Raw genomic sequence first — 12,998 nt, forward strand, 5'->3', positions numbered from 1 at the left:
ACGAGGATGGTACCGCCCAGAAATGGGTGCCTCGAACGAAGCGGATTTTTGTTTATTTTTGGGAGGAATATAGAAATGACAGAAAAGAGACAGCTGACTTGCCGGCGCATCGTCGTCAAAATCGGCACGAGCAGTCTGATCGACGCCGCCACAGGCCAGATCAAGCTGCAGACGATCGACCGCCTGGCCTTCACCCTGGCGGCGTTGAATCATCAAGGCTGCGACATGGTGCTGGTGACTTCCGGGGCGATTGGGGTCGGCCTGACCCAGCAGCACCTCACGGAACGGCCCAGCAGTATTGCGGAACAGCAGGCGCTGGCCGCGGTCGGGCAGTGCGAGCTGATGCGGCTCTATAGCCAACGGTTCAATGATTATGACGCACAAATTGGCCAATTGCTGCTGACCCACGATGTCTTCGATTATCCGGTCAGCCGGACCCACGTCATGGACACGATCGATGCCCTGTTGGCCCACCAAATCATTCCGGTGATCAATGAAAACGACTCTGTGGCTGTGGATGAATTGGACCACCGGACGACCTTTGGCGACAATGATCAGCTGTCGGCGTTGGTGGCCACCCAGATCGGGGCGGACCTGCTGATCGTGCTGTCGGACATTGATGGGCTCTATGACCAGGATCCCCGCCGCCACGCCGATGCTCAGCGGCTGACCACGGTGCATCACCTGTCGGAAGACATCCTGGCTGGTGCCGCCGGCAGCGGCAGCCGCTTAGGGACTGGCGGCATGGTGACAAAGCTGAAGGCGGCTGGCCGCATGATGCAGGCTGGCGCCCAAATGGTTCTGGCCAGCGGCGCTGATCCGCGCATTATTTCCCATATTATCGCCGGCGAAAATGTCGGCACCTGGTTTGTGCAGAAAGCAGAGGTTGAACAGTCATGATCACCACGTTAGAAGAAATGGGCCAAGCCGCCCAAAATGCCGCCGCTGAATTAGCTGTTTTGCCAGCGGCCCAAAAGAATACCGTCCTGAACGCGATGGCGGATGCGCTGGTGGCCCATCGCCAAGCAATTTTAACGGCCAATGCTGACGATCTGGTCAATGCCGCGGATCTGCCGGCCAAGTTCGTTGATCGCCTGCGGCTCACTGATGCTCGTATCCAAGATATGGCCACTGGCCTGCGCCAGGTCGCCGGACTGCCGGATCCCACTGCCCAAGCGGACAAGGGCTGGACGACGGACGCGGGGCTGCACATCGTCCAGCAGCGCGTCCCGCTGGGAGTCGTGGGCATCATTTTTGAAGCCCGGCCGAACGTGACCGTGGATGCCGCCGGTCTCACGTTCAAAAGCGGCAATGCCGTGATCCTGCGCGGCGGCAAAGAAGCTCTGCGCAGTAACATGGCCTTGGCGAGGGTCTTGCAAAACGTGTTAGCCGATCACAGCTTGCCGGTGGCCGCCATTCAACTGATCACGGATACCAGTCACGCGACCGCCCAAGCACTGATGCGCTTAAACGGGTACGTGGACGTCCTGATTCCCCGGGGCGGCGCCGGTTTGATTCAGACGGTGGTCAAAAATGCGACCGTCCCGGTCATCGAGACTGGTGCTGGCAACTGCCACATTTATGTGGATCAAGGGGCCGACTTGCAAATGGCAGAAAATATCGTCGTCAATGCCAAGGTCCAGCGCCCTTCCGTCTGCAATGCCGCCGAGAAGCTCTTGATCCACCAGGACGCGGCCGCTGATTATCTGCCGGTATTAGCCGCCGCCTTGCGCGCCCATGGGGTCGAACTCCGGGGCGACGCGCGGGCCCGAGCGATCGTGCCGGACATGATCCCGGCCACTGCAGCCGATTGGGATACCGAGTACAACGACTTGATCATGGCGGTGAAAGTGGTCGATTCTCTGGATGCAGCCATCGCCCACATCAACGCCCACAATACGAAACATTCGGAAGCCATCATCACCAATGATTACACCGCCAGTCAACGCTTCCTGCAACGAATCGACGCCGCCTGCGTTTACGTGAACGCTTCGACCCGGTTCACCGACGGCTTTGAATTCGGCTTCGGCGCCGAGATCGGCATCAGCACCCAGAAATTGCACGCCCGCGGGCCGATGGGCTTGGCCCAGCTGACCACGATCAAATACGAAATTCGCGGGGACGGCCAAGTGCGGGCATGAAACATAAAAAAGACATTTTTCACCGGAAAACCCGAGAAAAATGTCTTTTTTTCATTCTATGGTTTACTAATCACCCGCGCCAGCGTCCCCCGGAGCCAATAGAAACTGCCAATGGCAATCACGCCCGCAAGCAATAATTGCAGCAGCGGCATATTCGTCGCCTTGGTCACAAGGAAGACGCTGCTGGCAAAGACCAGCAGCCCAATATTGCGAAAACCATGGCGGCCAGTCAAAATAGCTGCATTGCGCACCTGATTTCGAATCGACCCCGTATAGCGCGCCAACAGCAGGGCCGTGTAAAATCCTAAGAGCACGAGGAATGCCAGTACAAACACCAATGGGATCAGGAAAAATTGAAATTGCGGATTGGCTAAGACAAACAAGCTATCGTAAGTGAACAGCAGGAGCAGGCCGGTGAGCCCACTGGACACTGCCCACGCCTGCCGCCAGTTGTCGCGATACCCCTTAAAGAAATGACGGACCAGCGTATCCTCATGGAAATACGCATAATTCAGCGCGGTCAAAGACGGCCCCAGCGTTACGCTCAAGCCGATTAAAATCAGCACATTATTCCGTTGAATGGGAATAAAGGCCAGCGAAAAGGCCAACGGCAGATTGGTCATCAGCAGCAGTCCGCTGCTGATGACCACATTCCCCAAGCGCTCAATGAGGCGCATCAATCGACTCATGTCCAGCAGATCCATTGGTTTTGTCCTCCTCAATCAATAATGGCAGTTTGATCGTGACACTCGTGCCCACACCCAATTGACTATCAATGGTCAGGCCATATGCCGGACCAAAATAGAACTTGATCCGCTGATCCACATTGCGCAGCCCATACCCCGCCGCCTCCCGGCTCAGCAAGAGCGGCAGCTGTGCCGGCGCGATGCCGACCCCGTTATCGGTCACCTGGACCCACAATTGATCTGCTTCCTGGCGGACAGAGATAAAAATCTCTGCGTCTGCCTTTTCTTCATGCAGACCGTGCTCAATGGCATTTTCGACGATGGGCTGAATCATCAGGTTGATGGCCTTCGCCCGCAACAGGCGGGGATCAATGTCGTAAGAAACCTGAAATGTATCGTGCAGGACCAGCTGCAGCGTAATATAGGCCTTAATGTTGTCAATTTCATTCTTCAACAACGTCCCGCTGTGGCCGTGATTCAGCGTCGTCCGGTAGAATGTCGATAATTCGCGCACCGCCATGCTGATCACGGGATTGCCTGATTGCCGCGCCTGCCAATCGATCATCGAGAGCGTATTGTACAAGAAATGCGAGTTGATTTGATTGACCAACGCATCATACTTGCTGCTCTGCTTCTCAATTTCCGACTGCATTGCCTGGTCATTCAGCGCCTTCAACTGGTCCACCATTGCGCCCACCGAATTGCTTAACTGACCGAATTCATCCTGTTCATTCGTGGTGAAAGAAACATTCTGGGCTGGATCGGCAATCACTTGCTGAATGTTACCCTTCAACCGGCGAAAATTAGCACTGATCATGTTGGTGAAATACCGCGTCAGCAGCATGATCAACGCCAGACTGATGATCACGCCGATAATCGTCCAAGAAACGATCCGGTTATCCCGATCCAGCGCCCCATCATACTGCATCCGCAATTGCCAGCCCGTGGTGCCAATGCGGATCGCTGGGCCGCCAGCGGTGAATTGCCGACTGTTCCACCGTTTGTCGGTAAAAATTGTCTGCCCCGCCGCGTTGGTCACCGTGAAGATCAGCATGGCATTTTTCTTTACCAACGGCGCAAAGAACGTCGGCCGGTCATACGTCAGCATCACCAGTGTATGGGTCTCCGGGGTGATCGAAATGGGAAAAGCCCGAATCGCGTAGACATGATCGCTATCGGCGAACCACTGGGGATTCTCAGAATAACCCAGTTTGGCCACAAAGGGCGGATTCGTCTTATCCTGCAAACTATGGACATTTTCCCGCATTCCTGCGACCTGGGAATCCGTGTAATAATCGATCCGCTGCAAATCCGGATTCAGAGTCATCAACACTTTCTGAGTTGGATCAACGTAATCTCGAAAGTTCAGATACGCGGCATAAATGTCCCGCTGCGTCGCCTGGCTCTCGAACGTGTTGCCAATCGCGTTGTTGAACGACAATGCATTGATAATACCCTCTGCCGTGGTTGCCTTGCCCTTCATGATCTCCAGACTGCTGTCCACTTCGTTCTTCAGGTACGTTTGGGTGGTTTCCTTATCCATTTCGTGGCCTTGGACAAAGGAAATCGTCCCCAGCAACAGAATCACCGGCACCGATACGGCCAACATGGACACGAAGATCTTGACCCATAATGACCAGCGCTGCCACGGCCGAATCATACCGTTTGGCCCTGTTTCTTCCGATAATTGGCCGGCGTGTCGCCGTATTCTTGGCGGAACAGCTTGCCAAAGTACGACGGATCATTGATCCCGACAAAGGCGGCCACGTTCACGACCCGAATGTTGGTCTGGCTGAGTAATTCCGCTGCCTTTTGCAGACGCAGCTGATTCAGGTAGCGGGAAAAGCTGTGACCCACTTCTTTCTTAAACAATGAGCCCAGATAGGCGGGCACCAGATGTACTTGATCGGCCACGTACTCCAAAGTCAGATTGGTCGCATACTCGTCTTCGATCAGTTGCAGGACTTGGGCCACCGGCGGCGATACCGCCGCCGGGGCGTCTTTCGGCGACAAAAACTTGCCGAGTGCATCCCGCAGCTCCACGCCGTTCACCGGCTTCAACAGATAGTCGCTGACGTCGTAGGGCAGCACACCGCGGGCATAGGCAAAGTCATCGTATCCGCTGATCACCAGGATTTTGACCTGTTTGTTCACAAATCGAATCTGCTTGATCAGCTCCACCCCGTCCATCAACGGCATCTTAATGTCAGTCACCAATACATCAATGGGATGAGCATCAGTGAAGCGCCGGGCCGTCAGCCCGTTATCCGCTTCATGGATCACGACATCCAGGAACTGGTCTTGAATCTGTTGACGAATATTATCCCGTTCAAATTGATTATCATCGACCAACAAGACGTGTTTCATCAATATCCTCCCCCTTGCGTTATTCCTTCACGGCACCGAGCACCAATCCCTTCACCAAGAATCGCTGCATCAGTGGATAGATGAGCAAAATGGGAATCATGGAGACCAGAATCTTTGCCGAATTGAGTGAAAGCGATGACACCCGGGCCAATGCCATTATCTCTTCTTTGCTCATCGTTGTCAGGTTCTGGGCCTGAATGCTCAATTGCTGCAGATACGTCTGCAACGGGATCTTCGTCTGATCATTGATATAAATCAAGCCGCTGAAGAAGTCATTCCAGTACCCCACCACAGTGAATAAGGTAATCGTGGCCAGTGACGGAATCGCCAAGGGCAAATAAATCTTCAGCAGAATTTGCAACGGCGACGCCCCGTCGATCACTGCCGCTTCCTCTAAAGCATTGGGAATTCCTTTGAAGAAATTCATCATTAAAATGACGTTCCAGATATTCACCGCACCAGGCAAGACCAGGGACCAGAACGAATTGATCAGCCCCAGTTTATAGACCACCATATACGTAGGAATCATCCCGCCGCTGAAAAGCATGGCAAAGATCAGCACACACATGTAAATATTGCGGGCGGGAAATTGTTCCTGGGAGCGGGATAGCGGGAAGGCCATCAGCACGGTGAGCACCAGACTCAGCGAGCCGCCCACCAGCACTCGCATGACTGACACCCCGAATGCTTGCCAGAAAGCATGGTCGGCGATGATCTTGGCATACGACTGCCAAGAAAACTGCACCGGAATGAAATTCACACTGCCCGAGGCAGCTGCTGTCCCCGAACTGAACGAAATAGCGATTGTATTAACCAATGGGGCCAATGATAGAAAGGCGGCCAGGATCATCAACGCATAAATCAGGATAGTGACCAGTCGCGATCCTAATGATTTTGAACGGACCATAATGTGCACTCCTTTCTCCTAAAACAGGGTATAGTGGGCAAACTTCTTCGCCAGTTTGTACGAAATCACGATCAGCACCAGGCTGATCACCGACTTGAGCAACCCGACCGCCGCCCCGAAGGAATACTGCGCCCCGCGCAAGCCAAAGCGATATACATAGGTGTCGATAATATCCCCGGTGGGATACACAATGGGGTTGTACAGGTTATAGATTTGGTCAAAGCCGGCACTGAGGATGTTCCCCAGGCTCAACGTCGCCACCAGGATAACCATTGGCATGATTGCTGGCAGCGTAATATGAATCATGTTCTGCCACCGGTTCGCCCCATCTAGCGCCGCTGATTCATATAAGTCAGGATTGATGCTGGTCATGGCCGCCAGATAGATGATGGTGGCGTAGCCATAGCCTTTCCAAACATCGGTAATGATCATGATTGGCTGGAACCAGGTATTGCTGGCCAGAAACGAAATCGGCTGAATGCCGAAAATTCCTAGGAATTGATTGACCATCCCTTCATTGGCCAGAATCATGGTGAACACAGCCCCCAAAACGACCCAAGAAAGAAAGTTCGGCAGATACACGATGGTTTGTACCGTTTGTTTGAACCACTTCACTCGAATTTCATTGAGCAGCAGGGCAAAAATGATGGGCACCAGAGTGCCAAAGATGATTTTTCCGCCAGCAATCACGATGGTGTTTCTGAAAATCTGAAAGCTGTCCGGCAAACTGAACATATATTGAAAATGGGCTAATCCCACCCAAGTGGAGTGCAAAAAACCGCGCGCTGGCACGAAATCCTGAAACGCCATGATGATTCCAAACATGGGTAAGAAGTTGAATAATATCAGGAGAATAATGCCTGGCAGCAGCATCAAATGATAGGCCATCACAAATTTGCGGGCAGCCGGTTTCCGCGCCTTGGTCAGCTTCTTTTTGCGGTGCATTGTCAGTTCCATGATTGATCTGCTCCTCTCTAATGAAAAGAGGCTGGTTACAATCTCCCCAGCCTCCTTGATGTGTCTGACTGCTTATTGCACCTGACCCTTGTCGACAGCGTCTTGAACTTCCTTAACGATCGTATCGCCGCCCTGGGCTTTCCATTGTTTAACGTACGTATCAAAGGAACTGATTGGTGCTTGGCCCATGATGATCTTGATGAAGGCTTCGTTTTCCAGTTTCTGCAAGTTCGGGCCCATTTGGGTCATAGCCTTGGTCTGGCCGTAGAAGGCTTTATCAATGAACGTAACATTCTTGCTGTTCGCCGTTTTAGCGCCTACTTGTGAGGCTAAATAGGTCTCCAGTCCTTTACGGTCCTTATGATCCATATATGCTTTGATCAAGGAATAGGAGTTGATCTGCGAATCCTTCAGGCCAGACGGATCATTATTCTTCAGTGCTTTATCCATCGTGACCGAATCAGTACTATGCGCATTGGTAATTTGCACGTCGATGGGATCCAGCAGCCAGCTGAGGGATACTGCCGGCTGGCCGGCCTTCTTGGCTTCTGCCCGGCGGAATGCATTGGCCGAGCCGCGGCTCTCGTTGAAGTCCACAACATTGTTGATGGCCCGCATCACCGCTTCCGGATGTTTATATCCTTTCTTCACGACGATATAGCGGAAAACAGGCGCCGGGTGGGTCGAGATAAACTTGTCGCCCTTTTTCAATACCGGGAGGATGGCGATCCAGTTGGCATTCTTGTCTGCTTCGTATGAGTTCGTGAAATCTAATCCCCAGAATGGCGCAACATAGATCCCCATCTGTTTAGCTAATAAGGCCTTCTTTTCATCATCTGTGCGGGTGGCAAATTCTTTGTCAATCAGCCCTTCTTTATACCAGCGGGCCAGCATTGTTAACGTCTGTTTGGTCTCCGGTTGAATACTGCCGTAAACCACTTTGCCGTCTTTTTTGATCATACTGGAGGGGAAGGCGTTGAACTGGTTGAACCACAGATCGCCATCCATCTGCGCCCCATCATGGCCAGAAATTTGCGGAGTCAACGTAATCCCCATGGTCTTGCCTGTCCCGCTGACATCTTTAGCAATGAATGTCTTCGCGGCATTTTCGACGTCATCCAATGTTTCCGGAACCGGCAGGCCTACCTTATCCAACCAGTCCTTGCGAATCCAGAGCATGTTTTCTTCGCCGTATGGATAGGGCGACGGGATGCCCAACAGTTTGCCGTCGCGGCTGGCAATCTTGATCATATTCTGGGAATAGGACGACATGTTTTTCTTGACTGTAGGTGAGGCAGCCTTCTTATACACTTCTGTCAGGTCGGCCAGCAAATCATTGTTCGCCAACTGAGTAAATTGGTCCTGATACACTCCCATCACATCCGGCAGATCCTGCGTGGACATGACCAGCGACACCTTCTGCGGGAAGTCGGCGGCTTCCCAGGCAATCTTCACCGAAATATTGGTTTCCTGCTTCAAGTAGCGGGTCGCCGGGTTATTGTTGATCGTATCACCTTTGAACAACGATGACCGGTCCCGTTGCTGCTTGCCAATGGTAAATGTAATAGGTTCCTTGTACTTCCCGTAAGGCTTCAGTTCTGCAGTATCCACCTTTGTGCTGGTGTCGGCACTATTTTGCGCACCGCAAGCGGCGAGGAGCAAGCCCGCCACGGCGATTGCCCCCATGCCGAACACAATCTTTTTGATTCCCACGGTAATTCCTCTCCTTTGATTTTTCCGACAGCTTCTCCATCACCTTTAGTGTAGAATATAATGTAACCGCTTCATATCTGAGAAAATACAGTTTTGTGGGACAAATTACAGATGTTGACCAATCGCCATTGTGCCGCCGCCCAATTCTGCTAGAGTCAAGGTACAGAATTCCAGAAAGAAGGAAGAAACCATGTTCACCATCGTCCCCGCCGCCCTGCCTGGCAGCGATACAGCGACTCTCTTAGCCAACCCGGACCGCGGCTTTCGATTGGAAGTCTACTTGAACGTTGCCACGGGGAAAGGCATGTATCACTATCAGGATACCGATGCCCACGCGGCGTTTGAAAAAGAGCTGGCCTTTCATACCGCCGACCAGCCTCGTTTAGCCCAAGTGTATTTCTATTTAACGGACTACAAGGATAAGCCGCTGGATCGGGCCGCCTTTGACCGCATGACGGCCTACTTGCAAATGCTGCGGGACCACCATATCAAGGCTCTGTTGCGCTTTGCCTACGTGTGGGACGACGCCCATCCCCGGGTGCAGGAACCGACCCTGGCCCAAACCTTGACCCACATTGACCAGCTGACGACGATTTGGCACGATTACGCCGACACCATTCATGTCGTTCAGGCGGGGTTCATTGGCCCTTGGGGTGAATGGCATGGCGATGCCCGCCAGCGGACTAACGAGACGGCGATTTTACAGGCGATCCTGCACAGTGTCCCAGCAGAACTGCAGGTGCAGCTGCGGATGGACGACATGAAAACCAAGAACGCGCCGTACCTCAGTACTGCCGACCAAGCCCGGCTGGGATACCACGACGACTTTCTCATCGGTGTCCCCCACGAATGGAATATCGGCGGCACCGACCCAGCCTCCTCGGCATATCAGCGCTACCTGGCGGACAGCGCCTACGTCTTGCAGGACGGCGAAATGATTTGGTTCTGGGCTAATCCGATCTATCTCCAGACACCGACCATCGCCAGCCGGCCGTTCATTGACCGCTTGCTGCGGAATCACTTCACATCCCTCAGCTTGGCCCATAATTATTTAGAGGCCGAAAGCGGTTCGTTCTCCGCCCAAGAGCTGGCCAACGAACTGCACAACCAAGGGGTTAAAGACTATCCCGGGATTCCCACCACAACGAGTATGCTGGCCTGGCGGCAAGAGGCGCTCACCGCCGCTGACCTTGACGCCCGCCATTGGCCCTACCAACCGGAGTGGTTCCGCGATGCCCACGGTCAGCTGCTGTCCCGCACCGCCTATGACTATATTCGGGACCACTTGGGCTACCGCATTCAAGTCCAAAAAATCACCTATGACCGCGACCTGCTTGCTGGTCCGATCAAGGTGACTTTGCACAATTATGGGTTTGCTGCACCGCTGGGGCTGGCTGAGATTGTCGTTGATGCAGCGGCCGCTGATAATCAAATTATTGGGACTGCCACCGTCCCGTTAGCTAGTGTGCAGCCCGGGGCCGATGTTCTGGCCGTCGTGCCGGTACCGGTCACCGCCAAAGCACACCGCGTTGGTGTGCGCTTAGCTGCCCGGGATGGCCGCGGCGCCCGGTTGGCAAATATTGTCCAGCAGTTCGATGGGACGAATTGGTTTGCCTTGCCAAATAATTAGTTGACATTGACGCCAGTCCGACGTGTGTTGGACTGTTTTTTTTATTAACGCCGTTTGAACCACCGGAGGATGCGTTCTCCGCGGTATACCCAGCGATTCTCTTGCACAATCACATGTAAGGCCTTTTTGCCTGCCACCGCATCTTGAATCTGTTCAGCCCGCAAGGCAACCAAATTCTGGGGCAGATTATCCGGGGCAAAATAGGCCAATTCTTTCGTCTCAGGACCGGCAGCGATTGGCTGTTGATCGCTGCTGACGTTGATCACAAAAATGGATTGGACATCGTCGTGCAATAATCGGAAATACGTTCCGACCAGGTGATCAATCGTCCCATTCAGGCCGGTTTCTTCTCTGATGTCTCGCCGCACGCCGAGTTCCGGCAGCTCACCCGCTTCCTGGGTGCCGCCGGGCAAATCCCAAAGCGGATAATCCCGGCGGCGGACGAGGAGTACCTTGCCAGCGGAATCACGGATAACACCGAATGCACCATATGTCGTCACTTTGTTGCCTGCTTTCTTTGACTGCTGCACTGCATCAGCGCCTGCTTCTTATATACTGTATTCAGCCAATAATGACAGTATATCGCAAGAGGCGCACTGACAAACTTACATCTAAAGTCTGATACACCCCATTTTACCCTTGAAGTAATATTATATTGGATATAGCATAAGACGTGAAATAGTAAAGGAGGTGCCCCAGTGAGTATTCAAGTGAGCAGTGAGCTGCTCGACGGTATGGTGCTGGCCTTACTGAAGCGTGAGGACATGTATGGCTACATCATCACCAACCGAATCGCCGAGTCGGTATCGATTTCCGTCTCCACCATGTATCCTGTCCTGCGGCGCCTGACTACCGCTGGTTTGCTGGAAACCTACGATAAGCCCTTCCAGGGCCGCAACCGGCGCTACTACCGGATCACTGTCGCCGGACGCATGAAATTGGTTGAGATTTTAAAGGATTGGGAGCAGTACAAAGTCAGTCTGGATGAGATCCTGTATCCAGAGAACGAAAAGCATCGTACTAGGGAGGGAGTCAAGTGATCATGACCATAGAAGAGTATTTTTCTGAACTGGCCCAGGAGCTGCAGCCCATGGCCGCCGCTGACCGGGACAGCGTTCTGGAGTATTACCACGAATACACCGAGGACGCGCACATCACCAGCGGGGATGCCTTGACGGTGCAGCTGGGTACGCCGAAGCAGTTGGCCGCTCAATTGCTGGCGAATCAATCCATCAAGGAGACCGTCACGGTGAACGAAACCGCACCGACGAAACCCCATTATCGCCAGAACGCCCACAATACATGGCTGATCGTCCTGGCTGTACTCTCCTTGCCCCTATCACTGCCGTTATCGATTGCAGTGGGCGCCATTCTCTTTGCCGGGTTGATCGCCATCGCCGCCGTGGCGTTCGCGGTGCTCATCACCCTGGGGGCATTGGTTCTGGCGGGCATCTGTGTCACCATTGCCGGATTATACATTGGTTTTACACTGATCTTTTCCAATTTATTCGTCGGCATGGCTTACTTAGGCTTCGCTCTGATCGGCATCGGTTTGACCCTGCTCTTGGCGCCTTTCACTTACCAAACCACCTTGTTCTTTGTTCATGCCACCAGCAATTTTTCCCGTTATCTTTATAACAAGGTCACCCGGAACAAACATTTATCGGCTGAAGGAGGCTCGCAATCATGATGAAGAAAATGTTGAAAACTGGTCTGCTATTCCTGCTGGTTGGATTTGTCCTAGCCGGTATTGGCATGGCCAATGGCGGACTGCAAACCGTTGTCTGGGGCGATGGTCAGCCGCAAGTCCGGACTGCAACGACCAAAAAAACGACCAGTAAAGTGTCCGCCTTCCACAGTATCCAGGCGGACATCACCGATGGCGACGTGATCGTACGTCCCGGCAACGACTACCAGGTGACGATCAATGGCCTGCCGCGCAAAGATTTCTCGATTCAAGTGCGCCAAGGTAAATTGACGATCACCCAACCCATCACCCACGATCAATACTTTAGTATGCGGGTCTTCGATTTTGAACGGGGCCATCAAGTGGTCATTACTGTACCGCACAATACAAAACTCCAAAGCGTGTCCCTGGCCGCCAAAGATGGCGATGTCACGCTATCCGAACAGACGATGACTGATTTGGCGATCGACAGCAGCGACGGCGATGTCACGCTGACTACAGCGGTCGTATCTGGCACCACAACGATCAAGGCCCTGGACGGCGATGTGACGGTCAATGATAGTCAGTTGCAAAAAACGGGATTGATCAGCCGCGATGGCGATGTCGTGCTGCGCCAGGTGACGCTCACTGGCGGCACAATTGACTTGAGTGACGGCGACTTCACCGCTCACGACAGCATTTTTAACAAGACGGTGCGGGTGAGCAACTCCGATGGCGACAACACGGTTACCGGAGCGGATCAGCAGAAGGGCTACACGGTGCATAGCGCTGACGATGACAATTCTCTTTTCGGCAAGCACCAAGAAGATGGTGGAACGTTGACGCATAATGCAGATGCAGCGGATCATCTTTATCTGAACAGCAGTGACGGCGATAATAGCGTCCGCTAAACCGTGTTTATTATCGCGTT

The 12,998-nt window shown here is 53.3% G+C and carries 13 protein-coding genes; 6 read left to right on the top strand and 7 right to left on the bottom strand.

Going from position 1 to position 12,998, the window contains the following annotated elements:
• Positions 1-75: 75 nt before the first annotated feature.
• Both proB and FMM01_RS10315 read left to right on the top strand, forming a co-directional pair.
• Entirely contained in the window at positions 76-900 is an 825-nt protein-coding gene (gene proB / locus FMM01_RS10310; protein WP_150392460.1) for a glutamate 5-kinase, read from the top strand.
• Positions 897-2,141 (top strand): glutamate-5-semialdehyde dehydrogenase, encoded by a 1,245-nt coding sequence (locus tag FMM01_RS10315; protein WP_150392461.1) that lies wholly within the window; start codon positions 897-899, stop codon positions 2,139-2,141. Before proB ends, FMM01_RS10315 begins: the two co-directional genes overlap by 4 nt.
• Positions 2,142-2,197: 56 nt before the next feature.
• On the opposite strand, the gene FMM01_RS10320 is transcribed toward FMM01_RS10315, so the two are convergent.
• From FMM01_RS10320 to FMM01_RS10345, 6 genes are all read right to left on the bottom strand, one after another.
• Positions 2,198-2,845, bottom strand: coding sequence for a YesL family protein (locus tag FMM01_RS10320; protein WP_150392462.1), 648 nt, complete (start codon positions 2,843-2,845; stop codon positions 2,198-2,200).
• The gene (locus FMM01_RS10325) at positions 2,805-4,487 is read right to left on the bottom strand and encodes a sensor histidine kinase (protein ID WP_150392463.1); all 1,683 of its coding nucleotides are present in this window, start codon (positions 4,485-4,487) and stop codon (positions 2,805-2,807) included. The genes FMM01_RS10320 and FMM01_RS10325 overlap by 41 nt, the downstream gene beginning before the upstream one ends.
• Positions 4,484-5,194, bottom strand: coding sequence for a response regulator transcription factor (locus tag FMM01_RS10330; protein ID WP_027828598.1), 711 nt, complete (start codon positions 5,192-5,194; stop codon positions 4,484-4,486). Before FMM01_RS10330 ends, FMM01_RS10325 begins: the two co-directional genes overlap by 4 nt.
• A 19-nt stretch (positions 5,195-5,213) precedes the next feature.
• The gene (locus FMM01_RS10335) at positions 5,214-6,101 is read right to left on the bottom strand and encodes a carbohydrate ABC transporter permease (RefSeq protein WP_150392464.1); all 888 of its coding nucleotides are present in this window, start codon (positions 6,099-6,101) and stop codon (positions 5,214-5,216) included.
• 18 nt (positions 6,102-6,119) lie between these two features.
• The gene (locus FMM01_RS10340) at positions 6,120-7,058 is read right to left on the bottom strand and encodes an ABC transporter permease (RefSeq protein ID WP_150392465.1); all 939 of its coding nucleotides are present in this window, start codon (positions 7,056-7,058) and stop codon (positions 6,120-6,122) included.
• 72 nt (positions 7,059-7,130) lie between these two features.
• Positions 7,131-8,771 carry an extracellular solute-binding protein gene (locus tag FMM01_RS10345; RefSeq protein ID WP_146993962.1) on the bottom strand — a complete coding sequence of 547 codons (1,641 nt, stop codon included), beginning with the start codon at positions 8,769-8,771 and terminating at the stop codon, positions 7,131-7,133.
• A 190-nt stretch (positions 8,772-8,961) separates the two neighbouring features.
• Here FMM01_RS10345 and FMM01_RS10350 point away from each other — a divergent pair, with 190 nt between their 5' ends.
• Positions 8,962-10,401, top strand: coding sequence for a DUF4874 domain-containing protein (locus FMM01_RS10350; protein ID WP_150392466.1), 1,440 nt, complete (start codon positions 8,962-8,964; stop codon positions 10,399-10,401).
• 44 nt (positions 10,402-10,445) lie between these two features.
• On the opposite strand, the gene FMM01_RS10355 is transcribed toward FMM01_RS10350, so the two are convergent.
• Positions 10,446-10,931: an NUDIX hydrolase gene (locus FMM01_RS10355; RefSeq protein WP_150392467.1), complete on the bottom strand. Its 486-nt coding sequence runs from the start codon at positions 10,929-10,931 to the stop codon at positions 10,446-10,448.
• A 168-nt stretch (positions 10,932-11,099) separates the two neighbouring features.
• On the opposite strand from FMM01_RS10355, the gene FMM01_RS10360 reads away from it, so the two are divergent.
• From FMM01_RS10360 to FMM01_RS10370, 3 genes are read left to right on the top strand one after another with little or no spacing between them, the layout of a single operon-like run.
• On the top strand, positions 11,100-11,441 hold the full coding sequence (locus FMM01_RS10360; RefSeq protein ID WP_063516016.1) for a PadR family transcriptional regulator: 342 nt from the start codon (positions 11,100-11,102) through the stop codon (positions 11,439-11,441).
• Positions 11,442-11,443: 2 nt separating this feature from the next.
• On the top strand, positions 11,444-12,091 hold the full coding sequence (locus FMM01_RS10365; RefSeq protein ID WP_150392468.1) for a DUF1700 domain-containing protein: 648 nt from the start codon (positions 11,444-11,446) through the stop codon (positions 12,089-12,091).
• Complete coding sequence (locus FMM01_RS10370) at positions 12,088-12,978, top strand: DUF4097 family beta strand repeat-containing protein (RefSeq protein ID WP_150392469.1); 891 nt, start codon at positions 12,088-12,090, stop codon at positions 12,976-12,978. The genes FMM01_RS10365 and FMM01_RS10370 overlap by 4 nt, the downstream gene beginning before the upstream one ends.
• Positions 12,979-12,998 lie beyond the last annotated feature (20 nt).

The sequence above is a fragment of the Schleiferilactobacillus harbinensis genome (assembly GCF_008694105.1).
Classification (GTDB): domain Bacteria; phylum Bacillota; class Bacilli; order Lactobacillales; family Lactobacillaceae; genus Schleiferilactobacillus; species Schleiferilactobacillus harbinensis.